The organism is Nocardioides aurantiacus, from assembly GCF_003752505.1.
Lineage (GTDB): Bacteria > Actinomycetota > Actinomycetes > Propionibacteriales > Nocardioidaceae > Marmoricola > Marmoricola aurantiacus.
In genome coordinates, this window is the sequence record NZ_RKHO01000001.1 from 3,101,389 (window position 1) to 3,121,360 (window position 19,972).

A 19,972-nucleotide genomic window follows, 5' to 3' on the forward strand; every position below is an offset into this window, starting at 1 on the left:
TCGGGGAAGAGTCGAAGCGGTTCCGCTCGAGCGTGACAGACCCCGCCACGACCGACAAATCCCCCTAGGCCCCGCGCGTCTCCCGCAGCAGCGGGGTCACGGCGTCCCGCACCGCCTCCGGCAGCGGGCGTACGTCGCGGCCGGCGCCGGTGTTGTCGACGTAGACGTGGACGAACCGCCCCTCGGCCGCCGCCGTGGCGCCCTCGCCGTCCGGGTCGCCCTGGAACAGCCCGACCCGGTAGGTCACCGACGACGTGCCGACCCGGTCGACGACCAGGCCGAGGTCGACGGGCCGGGGGTAGCCCATCTCGCGGAAGTAGCGGCACCCCACCTCGGCCACCACCCCGACCGCGTCGAGGCGACGGATGTCGACCCCGGTCGCCTCGGCGAGGTGGGCGTTGACCGCGGTGTCGATGAGGTCGAAGTAGCGGGCGTTGTTCATGTGGCCGTAGACGTCGTCGTCGGACCAGCGGGTGGTGGCCAGCCGCCACACGGCGTACTCCTCGCGGGCCGGGGGCCCCGGGCGGGACGCGCTCACGCGGGCTCGCTCTCGCGCAGCCGCTGGCTGATCACCGCCGAGACGCCGTCTCCGCGCATGGTGACGCCGTAGAGCGCGTCGCCGACCTCCATCGTCCGCTTCTGGTGGGTGATCACGAGCAGCTGCGAGCTCTCGCGCAGCTCCTCGTAGATCTCCAGCAGCCGGCCGAGGTTGGTGTCGTCGAGCGCGGCCTCGACCTCGTCGAGGATGTAGAACGGCGAGGGGCGGGCCTTGAACAGCGCGACGAGGAAGGCCACCGCCACGAGCGAGCGCTCGCCGCCGGAGAGCAGCGAGAGCCGCTTGACCTTCTTGCCCGGCGGGCGGGCCTCGACCTCGACACCCGTGGTGAGCATGTCGGAGGGGTCGGTCAGCACCAGCCGGCCCTCGCCGCCCGGGAACAGCCGGGCGAAGGTCTGGTCGAAGGCGGCGCTGACGTCGGCGTACGCCTCGGTGAAGACCTGCTCGACGCGCTCGTCGACCTCGCGGACGATGTCGAGGAGGTCCTTGCGGGTGCCGCGGAGGTCCTCGAGCTGCTCGGTCAGGAAGCGGTGGCGCTCCTCCAGGGCCGAGAACTCCTCCAGCGCGAGGGGGTTGATGCGCCCCAGCTGCGCCAGGGCGCGCTCGGCCAGCCGGAGCCGGGCCGTCTGCTCCTCGCGGTCGTAGGCGGTGGGCTCGGGCGGCTCCTCGCCCTCGGCGACCTCGACGGTGGAGGGCACCGGCTGCTCGGGGCCGTAGTCGGCCACGAGGGCGTCGGGGTCGAGGCCGAGCTCCTCGAGCGCCCGCTCGGAGAGCTGCTCGATCCGCATCGTCTGCTGGGCCCGCGCCATCTCGTCGCGGTGGCTCTCGTTGACCAGCTCGTCGAGCTCGCGGCCGAGGTCGCGCAGCCGGACCCGTGTCTCGCGCAGCTCGGTCTCGCGCCCGGCCCGGGCCTGCTCGACCCGGGTCCGCTCGGCGGCGGCGCGCTCCACGGACTCCTCGAGCCGGGCCAGGACGACGCCCACGGCGTGGCCGACGGCCTCGCCGACCCGCCCCTCCGCCAGCAGCTGCTCGCGGCGGGCGACCGCGGCGGCGCGGGCCTCGCGCTCGGACCGGGCGCGTCGGCGCAGGCCCTCGGCCCGGCCGGTGATGGCCCGGGCCCGCTCCTCGCTGGTGCGCAGCGCCAGCCGGGCGTCGGTCTCGGCGGCCCGGGCGGTGCGCGCCTCCTCCCCCAGCCGGTCGCGGGTGTCGGTGTCGGGGTCCTCCTCCGGCGCGTGCTCGGCCTCGCGCAGCCGCGTCTCCAGCGCGGCCAGCCCCTCCAGGTCCGTGACCCGGCCCGCCTCGGCCTTGGCGACCGCCTCGGCGAGGCGCTGGGCCTCGGCCTTGGCGTTGCGGACCTGGGAGCCGTACTGGCCGAGCTCCTCGGCGACGGCGGCCAGGGTGGCGTCGGACTCGTGCAGCTTGGCCAGGGCGACGTCGACCCGCCGACGGGCCTCCTCGCGCTCGCGCTCCAAGGTGGCGACGTCGAAGCCGAGCCGCTCGAGCGTGTGGGAGGCGGCGGTGAGCTGCTCGGCCGCCTCGTCGACGGCCGCCTGCACCTCGATCAGGCTGGGTTGGCTGGTCGAGCCGCCCGCCGCGAAGTGCGTGCCCAGGAGGTCGCCGTCCCGCGTCACCGCGGTGACGCCGGGCTGGCGGTCGACCAGCGAGCGGGCGGCCGCGAGGTCGTCCACGACCACGACGCCCGCGAGCAGCCGCTCCAGGGCGGGCCGCAGCCCGCTCGGGCACTCCACCACGTCCAGGGCGTACGTCGCCCCGGTGAACAGGTCGCCGACCGGCGCCGGCCGCAGGTCGACCCCGTCCGGGACGGACCCGGCCAGCAGCATCCCGGCGCGGCCGAGGTCGTCGTCCTTGAGGTGGTCGATGGCGCTGAGCGCGGCCCCGACGTCGGAGACGGCGACCGCGTCGGCGGCACCGCCCAGGGCGGCCGCGACCGCGGTCTCGTAGCCCGACCGGACGCTCAGCAGGGCCGCGACCGACCCGAGCAGGCCGGTGACCTGGTCCGTGGCGGCCAGCAGCGCACCGGTGCCGTCCTTGCGGTTGAGCCCGACCTCCAGCGCCTCCCGGCGCGCGGTCAGGCTGCTCCGCTCACGCTCGGCCGCGGTCACGTCGAGCCGCAGCTTGCCCAGCCGGTCGTCGAGGTCCTGCAGCAGCGCGGTGGCGGCCTCGTGCTCGTGGTCGAGGCCCTCCTCGCCGGCGTCGAGGCCCGCGACCCGGGACTCCAGCGAGGTGAAGTCCTGCTGCGCCCGCTCGGCGCGCGACAGCGCCTGGGCGCGGGCCTCGCCGAGCCGGCCCACCTCCTCCTCGGAGGCGGCGACCCGGCTGCGGAGGCCGCCCACCTGGCCCTGGAGCCGGGCGAGGCCCTCGCGACGGTCGGCGGCGGCGCGCTGCAGGTCCGCGACCCGGCGGTCCTCGGCGGCGGCCGCGGTCTCGGCGGCCTGGCGACCGCTCACCACGCCGTCCAGCGCCGCCCGGTGGCGGGCGACCTCGGCGGCGATCTCGTCCTCCTGCACCTGTACGCGGGCGGCCTCGGCCTCCATCTCGTCGGGGTCGCGGCCCTGCGGCACCTCGGGCTGCGAGGCGGCGTTGCGGACGCGCTCCGCGGCGAGCGAGGCGGTGCCGCGCAGCCGCTCGCGCAGCCCGGACAACCCGAACCACGTCTCCTGCGCCGCGGCCAGCGCGGGCAGGTCCTCGCGCAGCGCCTCCTCCAGCGCCGCCTCGGCCTCACGGGTGGCGGTCAGGGCCTGCTCGACGTCGGCGCGCCGCTGGGCGAGCACGGTCTCGTCGGCCAGCTCCTGCTCCAGCGAGCGGCGGGCCGTGGCCAGGTCGTCGGCGAGCAGCCGCGCCCGGGCGTCGCGGGCGTCGGCCTGGACGACGGCGGCCCGCCGGGCCACATCGGCCTGCCGCCCCAGCGGCTTGAGCTGGCGCCGGATCTCGACCAGCAGGTCCCCGAGCCGGGCGAGGTTGGCCGAGGTCGACTCCAGCTTGCGCAGCGCCTTCTCCTTGCGCTTGCGGTGCTTCAGGACGCCCGCGGCCTCCTCGATGAAGCCGCGCCGGTCCTCCGGCGTGGCGCGCAGGATGGAGTCGAGCTGGCCCTGGCCGACGATCACGTGCATCTCGCGGCCGATGCCGGAGTCGCTGAGCAGCTCCTGCACGTCGAGCAGCCGGCAGCCGTGCCCGTTGATGGCGTACTCCGAGCCGCCGTTGCGGAACATCGTGCGGCTGATGGTGACCTCGGCGTACTCGATCGGCAGCGCACCGTCGGTGTTGTCGATGGTCAGCGCGACCTCGGCGCGACCCAGCGGCGGCCGTCCGGCCGTGCCCGCGAAGATGACGTCCTCCATCTTGCCGCCGCGCAGCGACTTGGCGCCCTGCTCGCCCATCACCCAGGCGAGGGCGTCGACGACGTTGGACTTGCCCGAGCCGTTGGGGCCCACGATGCAGGTGATGCCCGGCTCGAGCTGGAGCGTGGTCGCGGAGGCGAAGGACTTGAAGCCCTTGAGCGTGAGGCTCTTCAGGTACAACGTCTGCTCCCTGTGGTCGACCGGCCCTCGGCGCTGGACGCGGCCCCCGACCCGGCGCACCGTGGGGCGGGGCCGGACCGTGCTGTGCCGCGCCGGGGAAGCAGCGCGCCGCCGACCCTACCCGCGGAGGGCCGCCGTGTCGGGCAGGCGTGCCGGGGCCGGACGCGGGTGCCCGACGGCTGGCGCGACGGCTGCCTCAGCGGCTGCCCAGGAGCATCAGCACGCCGCCGACCAGCGCGCTCACGGTGCGGACGTGGTTGGCCCCGGTCCAGCGGCGGGCCCAGTGGCGCCACTCCCGGTGGGCCGCCTCGTCGTCCATCGACTCCAGCCGCACGTTGCGCGGCACGTGGTAGCCCACCGTCACGCCCACCACCCCGAGGACGTACGTCGCAGCGCCGACCAGCTCGAGGACGGACCGCTCCCCCTGCCACACGAGCAGGGCGTGGACCGCGACGGAGAGGCTGAGCAGCCCGGGCCCGAACAGCGTGGCCATGAACAGCGGCGACCGCGGGGCCGCGATGTTGACCTGCCGCATGGCGTGGACGCCCTCGTCGGCCCCCAGCCGACCCAGCCCGGACATCACGAAGGTGGAGAAGGACAGGAACACGCCCGCGCTCACCAGCGCCCAGGCTCCTGCCAGACGCTCCACCACGTCCCACACGCGCCACACCCTAGGTGCTGGCCGGCTCCTGCGCGTCGGTGTGGGCGATGTGGACCAGCTGCCGCCAGATCAGCACGAGGAACACCGCCGAGCCGCCGAAAGCGAACCAGAACGGTGCCGTGACGCCCCAGCGCGAGGCGATCACGCCGCCCAGCAGCGAGCCCACCACGATGCCGCCGGTGACCCCGATGAGGTAGACGCTCTGCACCCGACCCTGCATCGCCATCGGCACGGCCCGCTGCCGGACGGCCGCCGAGGTGGTCCCCCAGACGAAGGCGTGGACGCCGAAGACGAAGAAGATGGCGAGCGCGACGGCGGGCGTGGTGGTCAGGGCGAGCCCGAGGTGGGTCAGCGTCTCGACCACCAGCCCGACCCGCATGATGTTGCCCAGGCTGACGTGGCGCTCCAGCCAGCCGTAGGAGAAGGTCCCGAGGATGCCGCCGGCGGCCAGGGCCGAGGTGAGCAGGCCGAACCCGAGGGCACCCATGTCGAGCCGCTCCAGCGAGTAGAGCACCAGCACCGACCAGGCCGCCCCGAAGGTGACGTTGAAGGTCACGATGGTGAGCACGAGCGTGCGCACCGCCGCGTGGTGGCGCACCCACCGCAGCCCGTCGGCGATGTCGCGGCGCACCGACGTCGTCCGGGTGGTCCCCCGCCGGCCGTGGCTCGGCAGCCGCAGCCGGCGGACCATCACGACCGCGGCGAGCACGCACACCACCTGCACCAGGAACGGTGCGGCGCGACCCAGCCCGAACAACAGCGCCCCCAGGGGCGGGCCGACCAGCTGGTTGAGGGTGACCACCCCCGCCAGCAGCCGGGCGTTGCCGGTCCCCAGGTCCTCCCGGTCCACCAGCATCGGCAGCAGCGTCGCCGAGGTGGTGTCGGCGAAGGTCTCGGCCACTCCCACGCAGAACAGCGCGACGAGCACCACGGCGATGCTCACGTGCCCGGTGAGGACCGTGGCCGACAGCGCGCCCACCAGCACCACGCGGCACAGGTTGGCGACGGTGATCAGCAGCCGGCGGTCGACCCGGTCGGCGACCACGCCCGCGAGCAGGCCGAGGAGCAGGGGCGGGGCGAACCCCAGCGTCCAGGCCATCGCGACCAGGAACGGGTCACGCGTCTCCGAGGCGACCAGCAGCGGACCCGCGGCGATGACGATGCCGTCGCCGAGGTTGCTCGCCCAGCCGGCACCGACCAGCCACCGGAACGAGGTCCCCATCCGGGGTGGGAACACCCGCTCGAGGAGTCCAGCAACGGCGACGGGCACGAGGGTCGATGCTGGCACCCGTCCTCGGCCGGGGCAACACGGGTCGGGCGGGCAACCGCACCCCCGGGAGGTCGACGCGGTCGTCGTCGGGCCCGCGCAGCAGGTCCGCGGAGCGGGCCAGGTCGGTCCAGCGCGGCGCCGTCACGCCGCGCCGGTCGTGGACCGGCGCCCAGCAGCCGTCCGCGCACCCACCCACGCCACGAGGCCCCGCCCGGGTGGTCGCCCGGGCGGGGCCTCGTGGAGGTGCTGCGTCGTGCGCGCTGCGGGAGCGGCGGGCTCAGACGGGCTGCTTCTCCGGCTCCGGCTCGTCGCCCTCGAGCGCCTCGATGACCTCGGTGTGCTCGCCGCGGGCGCGACGGACCGCGATGGCGAGCAGGGTCGCGGCGACGACGCCCAGCACGGCGTACGCCCCGGCGCTCTCGGCGTCGAAGGCGCGCAGCAGCGTGCGCGAGTTGGTGATGAGGATGACGCTGCCGACCAGGGCGCCCAGGACGGGCAGCGAGACGTGCCGCACGAGGTACGCCGCGAACGGTGCCGCGACGACGCCACCCAGCAGCAGGCCGCCGACCACGCGCCAGTCGATGGCCTCGCTGCCGAGGCCGATCAGGAAGCCGACGCTGGCGGCGACGGTGACCGCGAACTCCGCGGTGGAGACCGAACCGATGACCTTGCGGGGGTGCAGCCGACCGCTGGAGATCAGCGTGGGCGTCGCGACCGGACCCCAGCCGCCGCCGCCGGTGGCGTCGACGAAGCCGGCGAACAGGCCGAGCGGGGCGAGGAAGCGGGTGCCGGGCCGTCGGGTGACCACGACCGGCTTCTTGCCGAACACGAACCGCGCCACGATGTAGACGCCGAGCAGGAGCAGCAGCACGGCCACCCAGGGCGTCGCCGACTCGGTCGAGAGGTTCGAGAGCACGCTGGCCCCGACGAACGCGCCGATCGCGCCCGGGACCGCCAGCCGGGCGACCACGCCCCACTCGACGTTGCCGAAGCGCCAGTGGGAGAAGCCCGACACCGCCGTGGTGCCCACCTCGGCGAGGTGCACCGAGGCCGAGGCCACGGCGGGGGCGACGCCGTTGGCGAGCAGCAGCGTCGAGGCAGTGACGCCGTACGCCATGCCGAGGGACCCGTCGATGACCTGCGCGAGCAGGCCGACGAAGGCGAAGACGAAGAGACGTTCCACGGGGCTGGCTCCTGTGTCAGACGATCAAATTTAGTAATCGACTAGACTTTAAACCCATAAGCGTCGGATCGCCTAACCGCCGCGCGGCGGAGAGGACCGGCGGGTCGCTCAGGCGCGGCTGAGGGAGCCGTCGCGGGCGACGGCCTCGTCGACCGAGGCGGAGGCCACGGCGGCCAGCGCGTCGTTCTCCTGCTGGAGCCGGAGGACCAGGTCCTCGAGGTCCGCGACCCGCTGCCGGAGGACGCGGTTGTCCGCCGTGAGTCGGTGGACGAGGTGCGGATCGGTGCCGGTCGAGAAACCGAGAAGCGCCTTGGCCATGTGGTGTGTGCCTTCCGAACGTCCGTGCTCAGGCCCGATCGGGCCGTCTAGAAGAGTCTCACGCCGGAGCCTCCGGCATCAAGATCGCGAGCGCGGCGGGGGCTGGCACACCGGGCAGAAGTACGACGAACGGTTGGTGAACGCCACCCGCCGCACGGGCGTGCCGCACCGCGAGCACGGCCGGCCCTCCTGCCCGTAGGCCTCCAGCGACCGGTCGAAGTAGCCGCTCTCCCCGTTGACGTTGACGTAGAGCGCGTCGAAGGAGGTGCCGCCCTGGTCGAGTGCTGCGCCCATCACCTCGCGGGCGCCGTCGAGCACCCGCTGGACGTCGAGGACCCGCAGCCGCGAGCCGCGGCGCTCGCCGTGCACCCGGGCGCGCCACAGCGCCTCGTCGGCGTAGATGTTGCCGACCCCGGAGACGACCGCCTGGTTGAGCAGCAGCCGCTTGACCCCCGACTCGCTGCGCCGGACGCGGCGCACGAAGGCCGCGTCGTCGAAGGCGGGGTCGAGCGGGTCGAGCGCGATGTGCGCGAGCTCGGGCGGCACCACCGCTCCCCCGGACGAGACGAGCAGGCCGCCGAACATCCGCTGGTCGACGAAGCGCACCTCGCTCGCCGCGCCCGCGTCGGCCCCGGTCTCGGGGACCAGCGCGAAGCGGACCCGGAGGTGACGCTCGTCGAGCGCGCCGGCGGGCTGCACCAGCACCTGGCCGGACATGCCGAGGTGGCCCAGCACGGCGTCGCCGTCGTCGAGGGCCAGCCACCAGAACTTGCCGCGGCGGTGGGCCCCGGTGACGGTGCGACCGCGCAGCCGCTGGGCGAAGTCGTCGGCGCCGGCGAGGTGACGGCGCACCGGACGGGGGTGGAGCACCTCGACGTCGGCGACGGTGCGGCCCACGACGTGGGTCTGCAGACCGCGACGGACGACCTCGACCTCGGGCAGCTCGGGCACGGGCGGGTCAGGCGTCCGAGCCGACGGCGGGGTCGGGCTCGTCGGCGACGACGGCCGGCGGGGCCGTCAGCTCCGCGTGCAGGGTGCGGTAGGCCGCCTCGGCCGCCTGCTGCTCGGCCTCCTTCTTCGACCGCCCCACCCCGTGGCCGTGGAGCCGGCCGGCGACGCGGACGCGGGCGGTGAAGGTCTTCATGTGGTCGGGGCCCTCGGCCTCGATGACGTACTCCGGGACACCCAGGTCGTGCAGCGCACCGAGCTCCTGGAGGCTGGTCTTCCAGTCCAGGCCGGCGCCGAGCGCGGCGGCCGCCTCGAGCATCGGGTCGAAGAGCAGGTGGACCACGTCGGCCGCGGCCGGGAAGCCGCCGGAGAGGTAGACCGCCCCGATCAGGGCCTCGACGGTGTCGGAGAGGATCGAGGCCTTCTCGCGGCCGCCGGTGCTCTCCTCGCCCTTGCCGAGGTGGATGTGCGGGCCGAGCCCGATGGTGCGGGCGACCTCGGCCAGCGCGCGGGCGTTGACCACGGCCGCGCGCAGCTTGGCCAATCGACCCTCGGAGAGGTCGGGGTGGCCGCGGTAGAGCGTCTCGGTCACGACGACGCCGAGCACCGAGTCGCCGAGGAACTCCAGGCGCTCGTTGGTCGGCAGGTTGCCGTTCTCGTAGGCGTAGGAGCGGTGGGTGAGGGCGAGCCCAAGGAGCTCGGGGTCCAGGACGGGGTCCCCGAGCGCCTCACGCAGGTCGTCGGCCGCCGCCCGACCGGCTGCCGACGTCGTCATGTCGCCGGACGTGGTCAGAGGACCTGACGGCGGTCGGCGCGTGCGCCGTACTGACCGCACTCGGGGCAGGCGCGGTGGGGCAGGTGCTTGCTGCCGCACGCGGGGTTGCTGCAGGTCACCAGCGACGGCGCCACGGCCTTCCAGGCCGAGCGCCGGTGACGGGTGTTGCTGCGCGACATCTTCCGCTTGGGGACGGCCACGGTTGCTCCTTGGGTCTCAGGTGGTGCTGGTGGGGTGGTGCGGTTCGGGTGGTGCTGGTCAGTCCTGCGGTCGGTCCGCGGGGACCTCCTGGGCCACGGCGACCTCGCCGAGGGCGGCCCAGCGGGGATCGATCGGGTCCTCGTGCCCGTGGTCCGGGTCGTCCGCGAGCCGCGCGCCACACTCGACGCACAGGCCCGGGCAGTCGTCCCGGCACAACGGTTGGTAGGGCAGTGCGAGCACGACCGCGTCCCGCAGCAGTGGCTCGAGGTCGAGCAGGTCGCCCTCGAGCCGGCTGACATCAGCGTCCTCGTCGTCCCCGCGGGGGGCGCCGTGGTCGTCGTCGTAGACGAACAGCTCCTGGAGGTCGACCGTGATGCGTTCGTCGATCGGCTCCAGGCACCGCACGCACTGGCCCTCGAGGTCGGCCGTGGCCGTCCCGGTGACCAGCACGCCTTCCATGACCGCCTCGAGGCGCAGGTCGAGGTCGACCGTGCTGCCCTCGGGGACGCCCAGGACGTCGATGCCGAGTCCTGCCGGAGCCTCGACGGAGGTCGACTTGGTGCGCTGGGTCCCAGGGCGGCGGCCGAGCTCGCGGGTGTCGAGCACGAGCGGCGCTCTCGGGTCGAGGGTGCGCAAGAGGTCAACTCCGTCGTGGTACAGGCAGAACCTGCTGGACTCTACCGGTGCAGGCACCGCGGGGCCAAAACGCACCACCCCGACCCGGACCGCGGGGCGGGGACGGGCTCAGGACCCGTCGGCGGCGGCTGCGCGCTCGGCCAGCCGCGCGGTCAGCCGCTCGAGCACGTCGGGCGGCACGAGCGCCGAGACGTCGCCCCCGAAGGTCGCGACCTCCTTGACCAGCGAGGACGCCAGGAAGGAGTACTCCGGGCTGCAGGGCACGAACACCGTCTCGACCTCGGTCAGCGAGGCGTTCATCTGCGCCATCTGCAGCTCGTAGTCGAAGTCGGTGACCGCGCGCAGGCCCTTGACGATGGCCTGCACGTCGTGGTCGGCGCAGAAGGTGGTGAGCAGGCCCTCGAAGCCGGCGACCGAGACGTTGGGGAACGGCTCGACGACCTGCTCGAGCATCGCCATCCGCTCCTCGGGGCTGAACAGCCGCGCGGAGGACTTGGACTTGTTGACGCCCACGGCCACGACGACCTCGTCGAAGAGCCGCGAGGCGCGCTCGATGATGTCGAGGTGACCGTTGGTCACCGGGTCGAAGGAGCCCGGACACACGGCTCGTCGCACGGCTCGGCGCACTGGTCGTCTCCTCGGTCGGTCACGGCTCGGTGACGCAGTGGGACTCCCCGGCGTCGGGCCGGCCGGGATCGGCGCGAACGTACCAGAGCGTGGTCTCGCCGTAGTCCTTCCGGCGCTCGCTCCCCCACCCCGGCGGCCAGGCCGGCTCGGGGCTGCGCGCGGACCGCTCCACGACCAGCACGGCGTCGGCGTCGAGCCACCCGTGGGAGGTCAGCAGGTGGAGCACCTGGCCGAGCTCGACCTCGGCCACGGCGTACGGCGGGTCCACCAGCACGAGGTCGTACGCCGCCCGCGGCTGCTGCGCCAGGAAGCGGGCCACCGGGAGCGCGACCACCTCGACCATGGCGAACCCCAGCTCCCGGGCGTTGTCCTGCACCAGCCGGGCGGTGCGCCGGTCGGACTCCACGCTGGTCAGCACCTGCGCCCCGCGCGAGACCGCCTCGAGGCCGAGGGCCCCCGACCCGGCGTACAGGTCGAGGACGCGCAGGCCCTCCAGGCTGCCGAGGGCCGACTCGAGCGAGCTGAACATCGCCTCGCGGACGCGGTCGCTGGTGGGCCGGGTGCCCGACCCCGGCGGGGTGCGGAGCCTCCGACCGCCCGCGGCGCCGCCGATCAGCCGGGTCACGTCATCTCCAGGTACTCGGCCTGCTCGGAGTCCTCGAGCCGCCGCACCGCCGCCGCGAGGTCGGGCGAGCCGACGAGCGCGGGGTCGGCGCGCAGCACCTCGAAGGCCGCCTCGCGGGCGTCGGCGATGACGGCCTCGTCGCGCAGCACCGAGAGCAGCTTGAGCCCGCCGGCCCGGCCGCCGCTCTGCTGGGTGCCGAGCACGTTGCCCTCGCGGCGCTGCTCCATGTCGATGCGCGAGAGCTCGAAGCCGTCGCGGGTGCCGGCCACGGCGAGCAGCCGCTCCATCGACGGGCCGAGCGGGTCGGCGGCGGTGACGAGCAGGCAGAGGCCGGCGTGGCCACCGCGGCCGATCCGGCCGCGCAGCTGGTGGAGCTGGGAGACGCCGAACCGGTCGGCGTCGAGGATCACCATCACGGTCGCGTTGGGCACGTCGACCCCGACCTCGATGACGGTCGTGGACACCAGCACGTCGACCTCGCCGGCCGCGAAGGCCGACATCACGCGGTCCTTGTCCTCGGGCGGCATCCGGCCGTGCAGCACCTCGACGCGCAACCCGGCCAGCGGGCCCTCGGCCAGCTCGGGCGCCAGCTCGTCGACGGCGTAGAGGGTGCGCGGCGCGTCCTCGGGCGCACCGGCCGGGGCGTCCGCGGTGGAGACCTCGTCGTCGCCGGGGTCGATCCGGGAGGCCACGACGTAGGCCTGGTGGCCGGCGGCGACCTCCTCGCGGACCCGCTGCCACGCGCGCTCGAGCCAGGCGGCCCGGGCCCGGATCGGCACCACGGTCGTCTGCACCTCGCCGCGCCCGGCCGGGAGCTCGGACAGGGTGGAGGTGTCGAGGTCGCCGAAGACGGTCATCGCCACCGTGCGCGGGATCGGGGTCGCGGTCATCACCAGCACGTGCGGCGGCGTGCCGGCCTTGGCGCCCAGCGCGGAGCGCTGCTCCACGCCGAAGCGGTGCTGCTCGTCGACGACGACGAGGCCGAGGTCGGCGAACTGGACCCGGTCCTCCAGCAGCGCGTGGGTGCCGATGACGATGCCGGCCTCGCCGCCTGCCGCGGCGGCCAGTGCCGTACGCCGGGCCGCCGCCCCGAGCGACCCGGTCAGCAACGCCACCCGGGTGCCGTGCTCGGACCCGCCGAGCATGCCGCCCTGGGCCAGCTCGCCGAGCATCCTCTCCAGGGAGCGCTGGTGCTGCTGGGCGAGCACCTCGGTGGGCGCGAGCAGGGCCGCCTGCCCCCCGGAGTCGACGACCTGCAGCATCGCGCGCAGCGAGACCACGGTCTTGCCCGAGCCGACCTCGCCCTGGAGCAGCCGCTGCATCGGGTGGTCGCGCGCGAGCTCCTCGGCGATCTCCTCCCCCACCCGGACCTGGCCCTCGGTGAGCGCGAACGGCAGCCGGGCGTCGAAGGCGTCGAGCAGGCCGCCCGGCCGGCCCGGACGCGGGTTGGCGACGGTGCCCTCGACGAGCAGCCGGCGCCGGGCCAGCACGCTCTGGGCGACGAACGCCTCGTCGTACTTCAGGCGCTTCTCGGCCATCGCCTTCTGGGCACGGGTGTCGGGCCGGTGGATCCACCGCAGCGCTTGACGGGTGGGCAGCAGGTCGCGCGACTGCACCACCGCGGGCGGCAGCACCTCGGGGACGCGGTCGAGCAGCGTCAGCGCCAGCTCGATGGTCTCCTCGAGCTGCCAGGTGGTGATGCCGCCGACCGAGCTGTAGATCGGGATCAGGTCGGGCATCGTGTCGACCGCGTCGTCGCCCTCCTCGTAGAGCCGCGACGCGGGGTTGGTCAGCTGCCACTCGTCGCGGAACCACTTCAGCCGGCCGCTGAACACCCCGACGCGGCCGACGGGGAGCTCGGTCTGCAGCCGCCAGTCGGCGGTGTGCTTGGCCTTGTCGAAGTAGGTCATCAGCAGGGCGCCGTCCTCGGCCCGGACCCGGACCTCGAGGCGGTAGGCCGTGCGGCGGGTGCGCTTGTCCTGGTAGCTGAACTGCCGGGCGCTCGCGACCTCGCCGACGAAGGAGACGAGGTCACCCGCGGTGAGCTCGTCGAGCTGGCTCAGCGAGCCCTTCTGCACGTGCTGCTTGGGGTAGGTGGCGACGAGGTCGCCGACGGTCGCGATGCCCGGCAGCTTCGCGAGCTTGGCCGCGTGCTTGCCGCCCACCGCCGTCACGGGGCTCTCCCAGGTCACCTCCACGCCGACCATGGTGGCTCACTCCACCGACACGAGCAGGGGGTAGTGCTCCTGGCCGCCGGCCAGCACCATCACGTCGACGCCCGGGTGGGCGTGGCCGACCCAGTGCTCGCACGCCTGCGCCAGGTCCCCCGCCTCGGCGCCCGCGACCAGGGTGACCAGCTCGCCGCCCGTGCCGAGCAGCCGCTCCAGCACGCCGGTGGCCACCTCGAAGAGGTCCTCGCCCACGATCACGAAGTCGCCCTGCACCGCTCCGAGGACGTCGCCCGGGGAGCAGGGGCCGGCGGTCGTCATGGCCGGCTCGGTGGCCACGGTGAGCGCGCCGTGACGCGCACCTCGCGCGGCGTCGGTCATGTGCACCACGTCGTTGTCGAGCGAGCGGCCGGGCTCGTGCACGGCCAGCGCCGCGATGCCCTGCACCTGGGCGCGGGTGGGGACGACCACGACCCGGCGGCCGCGCTGTGCCGCCTCGTGGGCGGCCGCCTCGGCCACGGCGACGGTGCCGGCGTGGTTGGGCAGCACCACGACCTCCTCCGCCGGGCAGTCGAGCACCGCCCGCAGCAGGTCGGCGCTGGTGGGGCGCCGGGTCGTGGTGACCTCGAGCACCTCGGCACCGGCCTCCCGGAACAGCGCCGCCAGCCCCGGCCCCAGCGCGAGGGCGAGCACGGTCCGGCCGCGCGGCCCGTCGTCGCCGGCCCGCCCGGCCCGGCCGGCGCGGGCGCGCTCGACCTGCTCGGCGAAGTGGACGACCTCGACGCGACGCGGCGTGCCGGCCCGGATGCCGGCCTCGATCGCGGCGCCCACGTCGTCGACGTGGACGTGGACGTTCCACAAGCCGTCGCCGCCCACCACGACCAGCGAGTCGCCGAGCGGTGCCAGCTCGGCGCGCAGCGCGGGCACGGCGGCGTCGTCGGCGGCGAGGAGGTACATCACCTCGTACGCCGGCCCGTCGGCCGTCAGGTCCCCGGTCGGCAGCGCGGCCACCGGCAGGTGCGGGGAGCCCAGGACGTGCAGCGGCGCGACGGTGTGCTCGCCGGTGACCGCCGACTCCATCGCGGCGAGCACCACGCACAGCCCGCGGCCACCGGCGTCGACCACCCCGGCACGGGCGAGGACGGGCAGCTGCTCGGGGGTGTGGCCGAGCGCCTCGCGGGAGGCGCGCGCGGCCGCGTGGACCACGTCACCGAGCCGGGCGCCGGGCTCCTCCACGGCCACGGCGGCGGCCTGCGCGGCGGCGCGGGCGACGGTGAGGATGGTGCCCTCCACCGGCGTCCCGACCGCGTCGTACGCCGCGTCGACGGCCAGGCGCATCCCGTCGGCGAACACCGCGGCCGACCGGTCGCCCGGCCCCGCCCGGCCGATCCGCCGCACCAGGGCGCCGACGAGCTGGCTCAGGATCACCCCGGAGTTGCCGCGGGCGCCCAGCAGCGCCCCGTGGGCGTAGGCCCGGATGGCGCCCCGGAGGTCGTCGGGCTGCTCCTCCAGCCGGGCGAGCAGCGCCTCGCGGGCCGCCTCCACGGTGAGGAACATGTTGGTGCCGGTGTCCCCGTCGGGCACGGGGTAGACGTTGAGGGCGTCGACCTCCTCGCGGGCGGCCCCCAGCGCCTCGACGGCCAGGTCGGCGAACCGGCGTACGGTCACGAGGTCGAAGGTGGCCACGTCGTCGCGGCGGCCCTGCCGGTCGTCGTGCTGGTTCGCCGTCACGCCCCGCTCCCCTCCTCCACCGCTGGTCAGGAGCGCTCACCGTAGTGGGTGGATCGCTCGATTTCCGTCCGGAGGCCGGGCTGAGTTATTCTCGTGCGGTTGTCCGGCGGCGTCGCCCCGGACCCCTGACTCTCGTTTCCCAGTCCTACCCGAGGAGTGCACGGTGGCTGCCGTCTGCGACATCTGCGCCAAGAAGCCCGGCTTCGGCAACAACCGCCCGTGGTCGCGCAAGATCACGAAGCGCCGCTTCGACCCCAACATCCAGCGCGTGCGTGCCACCGTCAACGGCACCCCCAAGCGTCTCAACGTCTGCACCGGCTGCCTCAAGGCCGGCAAGGTCACCCGCTGACCGCCTGAACGTCCGCGACGACGCCCCCGACCTCCGGGTCGGGGGCGTCGTGCTGTTCCCCGGGCCGCTCGGGCCTCCCCGGGCTCAGCTGCTGGTGGCGAAGTGGGTCCAGCCCCTCGGCCCGTCGTACGCCGCCCCGTCGACGGTCACGACCGGTCCGGGCTCCCCCGGCTCGGCCACCGTGCCGATGACGGTGAAGCCGTCCGGCAGGGTCGCGTCGGCGGCGAAGGTCGCCGCGATGGCGTGGTCGTCCCCGCCGCCGAGCACGAACCGCAGCGGGTCGACCCCGAGGGCCGCCCCGACCGCGCGCATCGGCTCGGCCAGCGCGAAGGCGTCGCGGCGCACGTCGAGGGCCACCCCCGACGCCTCGGCGACGTGGGCCAGGTCGGCGAGCAGGCCGTCGGAGACGTCGATCATGGCGGTGGCGCCGGCGACGGCGGCGGCCGCGCCCGCGTCGTACGGCGGCTCGGGACGCTGGAAGGCCTCGACGAGCGCGCGCGGCGAGCGGAACCCGCGGGTCAGCACGGCCAGTCCGGCCGCGGCCCAGCCCTGGCGACCGGCCAGCGCGACCACGTCGCCGGGGCGGGCGCCGCTGCGCAGCACCGGCGCCTGGTCGCAGGTGCCGAGCACGGTGACGGCCACGACCACCTCGCTGCCCGTGGTCAGGTCGCCCCCCACGATGCTCGCGCCGACCAGCCCGGCCTCCTCGGCGATGCCGTCGGCGAGGTCGCTGAGCCACTGCGCCGGCAGGTCGGCCGGAGCGGCCAGGCCGACGGTGAGGGAGTGGGCGCGGCCGCCCATCGCGTTGACGTCGGAGAGGTTGGCCGCGGCCGCCTTGCGCCCGATCGAGCGGGCGTCGGCCCACTCGCGGCGGAAGTGCCGGCCTTCCACGAGCACGTCGGTGGAGACCACCACGTGGCCGCGCGGGGTGCGGAGCACGGCGGCGTCGTCCCCCGGCCCGACGTACACGTGGTCGCCCTGGGGGAAGCGGGTGGTGAACGAGCCGACCAGGCCGAACTCCCCCACGTCGGCGAGGGTCGACCCGGGCGCGAACGGAGGCGGTGAGGTCATGGCGCCATCCCACCAGACGGGTCCGCGGGACCTCGGGGACGGCCGAGTTCCACGCGGGGCGGGTGTCGGGTAGGTTGCCCCGAGGTGCTCCCCGGTCGACCGGGTCCGGGGGCAGCAGCACCGCCACCGACACCTGACCTGAGGGAGTGCACATGGTCGTCCAGGCCTACATCCTGATCCAGACCGATGTCGGCAAGGCCGCCGAGGTCGCCCAGCAGATCACCGACATCAAGGGCGTCATCCTGGCCGAGGACGTCACCGGTCCCTACGACGTGATCGTCCGCGCCGAGGCCCGCAACGTCGACGAGCTGGGCAAGCTCGTGGTCGCCAAGGTGCAGACCCTCGACGGCATCACCCGCACCCTGACCTGCCCGGTCGTCCACATCTGAACGCGCTGAGCACCACCGCGCGACCCCGGCGCCCGTCACCCCTCGTGGTGGCGGGCGTCGTCGCGCTCGGGGCCCTGCTGGCCGGCTGCGGCGGCGGCGTCGAGGTCTCCCCCAGCCGCACCGACGGCGCCCTGCCCGCCGCCGAGCGGCGGGCCTGCGAGCGCCTGGTCGACGACCTCCCCGACGCCGTCGGCGACCAGCCCCGCGAGGAGGTCTCCGGCAACCCGCTGGCGGCCGCGTGGGGCGACCCGCCGGTGGTGCTGCGCTGCGGCGTCGGCAGCCCCGCCGACTTCACGCCGCTCTCGACGTGCCAGGAGATCAACGGCGTGCTGTGGTTCGTGCCCGAGGGCCAGATCACCGACCAGGGCGCCGACGTGGTGGCGACCTCGATGGGCTCGCTGCCCCGGGTCGAGGTGGCGGTCCCCGCCGCCCTGCGCCCGCCCCAGGGCATCCTCACCGACCTCTCCGACGCGCTGCGCGCGCAGGGCCGCACGCCCGACCCCGACGAGCCCTGCAGCTGAGCCGGACGAGGTCCCGTCGCCCGAGACCACCCGAGCCCGCCCGAGACCCTGGGGCCACCCGGGACCACCCGGGCCTGCGCGGCTAGCGCAGGCCGGTCTCGCGCTGCGCGGCCAGCGTGACGAGGCGCTCGACCAGCGCCGGGTAGTCCAGGCCCGACTCCCGCCACATCAGCGGGAACATCGAGGTGGCGGTGAAGCCCGGCATGGTCTCGACCTCGTTGACCACGACCCGCCCGTCGGCCATCACGAAGAAGTCCACCCGGGCGAGGCCCTCGACGTCGAGCGCCTCGAAAGCCCGCACCGCCAGCGCGCGCACCTGGGCCCGGACCTCCTCGGGCACCGAGGCGGGCAGGGTGAAGCTCTGCTCGAGGTACTTCGCCTCGAAGTCGTAGAACGCGTGCTCGGCACCCACGGTGATCTCGGCCAGCTCGCTGGTCTCGGGGTCGCCGCCGTCGAGGCCCTCCAGCACGCCGACCTCGATCTCGCGGGCGCCGACCGCGGCGGCCTCGACGAGCACCTTGGGGTCGTGTCGCCGCGCCTCCTCGATCGCCGCGTCGAGGTCGGCGAGGTCGTCGACCCGGCTGATGCCGAAGCTCGACCCGGCGCGGGCCGGCTTGACGAAGACGGGCAGGCCCAGCGCCGCGACGGCCTCGCGCACCGCACCGGGGTCGCGCTCCCAGGTCCGGGGCCGGACCAGGACGTAGGGCAGCACCGGCAGCCCGGCCGCGCTGAAGACCTGCTTCATGAAGTGCTTGTCGGTGCCGACCGCGCTCGCCAGGACGCCGGCGCCGACGTAGCGGACCCCGGTCATCTCCAGCAGCCCCTGCAGCGTGCCGTCCTGGCCCCACGGCCCGTGCATCACCGGGAAGACCACGTCGACCTGGCCGAGCACCTCCGGGACGTCGCCGGCGTCGGTCACCACCAGGCCCTGCCCGGCGGTCAGCGTGACCTCACGGTCGCCCGTCACCGTCGGCAGCTCGCCGGAGGGACCCAGGGCGAGGCGGGCGGGGTCGGCGGACTCCAGCACCCAGCGGCCGTCGGTGGCGATGCCGACGGGCACCACGTCGTAGCGCTCGGGGTCGAGCGCCGCGATGACGCTGCCGGCCGAGATGCACGAGATGGAGTGCTCGCTCGACCGACCTCCGAAGACGACGGCCACCCGGGGCCGACGGGCGGGTGCTGGCTGCTCGCTGGTCACGCGGCGACCCTACGGCGTACGCCGGACGCGGCACCGGACCCGCACCGCGCGCCCCACCGCCTGCTTCCTAGGCTGGACCGATGCGCCCCGCCACCCAGGCCGTCCACGTCGGCCGCCCGCCCCACGAGCCCGACCAGCCGCTGAACACCCCGATCACGATGGCCTCGACCTACGTCGCGGGCGGCGACCTGGAGTACGGCCGCTACGCCAACCCGACCTGGGACGCCTTCGAGCAGGCGCTCGGCACCCTCGAGGGCGGCCGCTGCCTGGCCTTCTCCAGCGGCCTGGCCGCCGTGGCGACCATCCTCGACCTCGTCGGGCAGGGCCAGAAGGTGGTCGCCCCGCGGCACTCCTACACCGGCACCGTGATGCAGCTCAACGACCTCGAGCTGCGCGAGCGCGTGGCCCCGGTGCTGGTGGACATGACCGACCTCGACGCCGTCGTCGCCGCCTGCGACGACGCCTCGCTGGTGTGGCTGGAGTCGCCGTCCAACCCCGCGATGGAGGTCGTGGACGTCGAGGCGATCACGAAGGCGGCCCACGCGGCCGGGGCCTACGTCGTGGTCGACAACACCTTCGCGACGCCGGTGCTGCAGCGGCCGCTGGAGTGGGGCGTCGACCTGGTCGTGCACTCGGCCACGAAGTACCTCTCCGGCCACTCCGACGTCCTCATGGGCGCCGTGGTCACCCGCGACGAGGAGCTGCTGCGGGTGCTCAAGGGTCGCCGCGACCTCCTCGGCGCCATCCCCGGCACGTTCGAGGCGTGGCTGGCGCTGCGCGGCCTGCGCACGCTGCACCTGCGCGTGGAGAAGGCCCAGGCCAACGCCCAGGAGCTGGTGCGCCGCCTGGGAGAGCGCACCGACCTGACCGAGGTCCGCTACCCCGGCTTCGGCGGCATGGTCTCGATCGTGCTGCCCACCGGCGACCACGCCGACCTGGTGCAGCACTCCACCCGGCTGTGGGTCTACGCCACCTCGCTCGGCGGCGTCGAGTCGACGCTGGAGCGCCGCCGCCGCTGGCAGGCCGAGGCGCCCACCATCCCCGACGGCCTCCTCCGCCTCTCCGTCGGCATCGAGGACGTCGAGGACCTCTGGGACGACCTCTCCCAGGCGTTGGACGTGGCGGGGCGGTAGGTCCGTGGGGCAGTTTCACCGGCTAGCCGGTGAAACTGCCCTCCGGAAGGGGCGAACCGGGCGTTCGTGGGCA

Annotated in this window: 20 protein-coding genes; 4 read left to right on the forward strand and 16 right to left on the reverse strand. The window is 74.7% G+C overall.

Features of this window, described 5'->3' with window-relative positions; all coding sequences use genetic code 11:
* Window positions 1-64 precede the first annotated feature (64 nt).
* The 14 genes from EDD33_RS15040 to EDD33_RS15105 form a co-directional block, all read right to left on the reverse strand.
* Window positions 65-538, reverse strand: coding sequence for an acyl-CoA thioesterase (locus EDD33_RS15040; protein WP_246003540.1), 474 nt, complete (start codon window positions 536-538; stop codon window positions 65-67).
* Window positions 535-4,095 carry a chromosome segregation protein SMC gene (gene smc / locus EDD33_RS15045; protein WP_123391786.1) on the reverse strand — a complete coding sequence of 1,187 codons (3,561 nt, stop codon included), beginning with the start codon at window positions 4,093-4,095 and terminating at the stop codon, window positions 535-537. The genes EDD33_RS15040 and smc overlap by 4 nt, the downstream gene beginning before the upstream one ends.
* Before the next feature lie 196 nt (window positions 4,096-4,291).
* On the reverse strand, window positions 4,292-4,756 hold the full coding sequence (locus EDD33_RS15050) for an anthrone oxygenase family protein (protein ID WP_148077109.1): 465 nt from the start codon (window positions 4,754-4,756) through the stop codon (window positions 4,292-4,294).
* A gap of 10 nt (window positions 4,757-4,766) precedes the next feature.
* On the reverse strand, window positions 4,767-5,978 hold the full coding sequence (locus EDD33_RS15055; RefSeq protein WP_123391790.1) for an MFS transporter: 1,212 nt from the start codon (window positions 5,976-5,978) through the stop codon (window positions 4,767-4,769).
* 325 nt (window positions 5,979-6,303) lie between these two features.
* Complete coding sequence (locus EDD33_RS15060) at window positions 6,304-7,209, reverse strand: sulfite exporter TauE/SafE family protein (protein WP_123391792.1); 906 nt, start codon at window positions 7,207-7,209, stop codon at window positions 6,304-6,306.
* 108 nt (window positions 7,210-7,317) lie between these two features.
* Window positions 7,318-7,527 (reverse strand): hypothetical protein, encoded by a 210-nt coding sequence (locus tag EDD33_RS15065; protein WP_056542163.1) that lies wholly within the window; start codon window positions 7,525-7,527, stop codon window positions 7,318-7,320.
* A 78-nt stretch (window positions 7,528-7,605) separates the two neighbouring features.
* Window positions 7,606-8,478: a bifunctional DNA-formamidopyrimidine glycosylase/DNA-(apurinic or apyrimidinic site) lyase gene (gene mutM, locus EDD33_RS15070; protein ID WP_123391794.1), complete on the reverse strand. Its 873-nt coding sequence runs from the start codon at window positions 8,476-8,478 to the stop codon at window positions 7,606-7,608.
* 7 nt (window positions 8,479-8,485) lie between these two features.
* Window positions 8,486-9,250, reverse strand: coding sequence for a ribonuclease III (gene rnc / locus EDD33_RS15075; protein WP_123391796.1), 765 nt, complete (start codon window positions 9,248-9,250; stop codon window positions 8,486-8,488).
* 14 nt (window positions 9,251-9,264) lie between these two features.
* A complete protein-coding gene (gene rpmF, locus EDD33_RS15080) occupies window positions 9,265-9,450 on the reverse strand; it encodes a 50S ribosomal protein L32 (protein ID WP_056542157.1) in 186 nt (61 codons plus the stop codon).
* 58 nt (window positions 9,451-9,508) lie between these two features.
* Window positions 9,509-10,087 (reverse strand): YceD family protein, encoded by a 579-nt coding sequence (locus EDD33_RS15085; protein WP_123391798.1) that lies wholly within the window; start codon window positions 10,085-10,087, stop codon window positions 9,509-9,511.
* Between the two features lie 108 nt (window positions 10,088-10,195).
* The gene (coaD, locus tag EDD33_RS15090) at window positions 10,196-10,702 is read right to left on the reverse strand and encodes a pantetheine-phosphate adenylyltransferase (RefSeq protein ID WP_123393504.1); all 507 of its coding nucleotides are present in this window, start codon (window positions 10,700-10,702) and stop codon (window positions 10,196-10,198) included.
* Window positions 10,703-10,733: 31 nt separating this feature from the next.
* On the reverse strand, window positions 10,734-11,339 hold the full coding sequence (gene rsmD, locus EDD33_RS15095) for a 16S rRNA (guanine(966)-N(2))-methyltransferase RsmD (protein WP_123391800.1): 606 nt from the start codon (window positions 11,337-11,339) through the stop codon (window positions 10,734-10,736).
* On the reverse strand, window positions 11,336-13,537 hold the full coding sequence (locus EDD33_RS15100) for an ATP-dependent DNA helicase RecG (protein WP_246003541.1): 2,202 nt from the start codon (window positions 13,535-13,537) through the stop codon (window positions 11,336-11,338). The genes rsmD and EDD33_RS15100 overlap by 4 nt, the downstream gene beginning before the upstream one ends.
* Before the next feature lie 15 nt (window positions 13,538-13,552).
* On the reverse strand, window positions 13,553-15,238 hold the full coding sequence (locus EDD33_RS15105; protein WP_246003542.1) for a DAK2 domain-containing protein: 1,686 nt from the start codon (window positions 15,236-15,238) through the stop codon (window positions 13,553-13,555).
* 163 nt (window positions 15,239-15,401) lie between these two features.
* Between EDD33_RS15105 and rpmB the strand changes: the two genes are divergently transcribed.
* Window positions 15,402-15,587: a 50S ribosomal protein L28 gene (rpmB, locus tag EDD33_RS15110; protein WP_011756723.1), complete on the forward strand. Its 186-nt coding sequence runs from the start codon at window positions 15,402-15,404 to the stop codon at window positions 15,585-15,587.
* 84 nt (window positions 15,588-15,671) lie between these two features.
* On the opposite strand, the gene EDD33_RS15115 is transcribed toward rpmB, so the two are convergent.
* The gene (locus EDD33_RS15115; RefSeq protein WP_123391803.1) at window positions 15,672-16,658 is read right to left on the reverse strand and encodes a thiamine-phosphate kinase; all 987 of its coding nucleotides are present in this window, start codon (window positions 16,656-16,658) and stop codon (window positions 15,672-15,674) included.
* Window positions 16,659-16,810: 152 nt separating this feature from the next.
* Between EDD33_RS15115 and EDD33_RS15120 the strand changes: the two genes are divergently transcribed.
* A complete protein-coding gene (locus EDD33_RS15120; RefSeq protein WP_123391805.1) occupies window positions 16,811-17,047 on the forward strand; it encodes an Lrp/AsnC family transcriptional regulator in 237 nt (78 codons plus the stop codon).
* 47 nt (window positions 17,048-17,094) lie between these two features.
* Window positions 17,095-17,568, forward strand: a complete 474-nt coding sequence (locus EDD33_RS15125) for a DUF3515 domain-containing protein (RefSeq protein ID WP_170169842.1) — start codon at window positions 17,095-17,097, stop codon at window positions 17,566-17,568.
* 82 nt (window positions 17,569-17,650) lie between these two features.
* Here the strand turns inward: EDD33_RS15125 and EDD33_RS15130 are convergent, their stop codons facing one another.
* Window positions 17,651-18,766, reverse strand: a complete 1,116-nt coding sequence (locus tag EDD33_RS15130) for a D-alanine--D-alanine ligase family protein (protein ID WP_123391809.1) — start codon at window positions 18,764-18,766, stop codon at window positions 17,651-17,653.
* A gap of 80 nt (window positions 18,767-18,846) precedes the next feature.
* Here EDD33_RS15130 and EDD33_RS15135 point away from each other — a divergent pair, with 80 nt between their 5' ends.
* Window positions 18,847-19,899, forward strand: a complete 1,053-nt coding sequence (locus tag EDD33_RS15135; RefSeq protein ID WP_123391810.1) for a trans-sulfuration enzyme family protein — start codon at window positions 18,847-18,849, stop codon at window positions 19,897-19,899.
* The last annotated feature ends 73 nt before the right edge of the window (window positions 19,900-19,972 follow it).

Coding starts and splice junctions, on each gene's coding strand:
- EDD33_RS15055 (WP_123391790.1), bottom strand. CDS start 5,978: ATGGGGACCTCGTTCCGGTGGCTGGTCGGTGCCGGCTGGGCGAGCAAC.
- EDD33_RS15065 (WP_056542163.1), bottom strand. CDS start 7,527: ATGGCCAAGGCGCTTCTCGGTTTCTCGACCGGCACCGATCCGCACCTC.
- rnc (WP_123391796.1), bottom strand. CDS start 9,250: ATGACGACGTCGGCAGCCGGTCGGGCGGCGGCCGACGACCTGCGTGAG.
- EDD33_RS15115 (WP_123391803.1), bottom strand. CDS start 16,658: ATGACCTCACCGCCTCCGTTCGCGCCCGGGTCGACCCTCGCCGACGTG.
- EDD33_RS15120 (WP_123391805.1), top strand. CDS start 16,811: ATGGTCGTCCAGGCCTACATCCTGATCCAGACCGATGTCGGCAAGGCC.
- EDD33_RS15135 (WP_123391810.1), top strand. CDS start 18,847: ATGCGCCCCGCCACCCAGGCCGTCCACGTCGGCCGCCCGCCCCACGAG.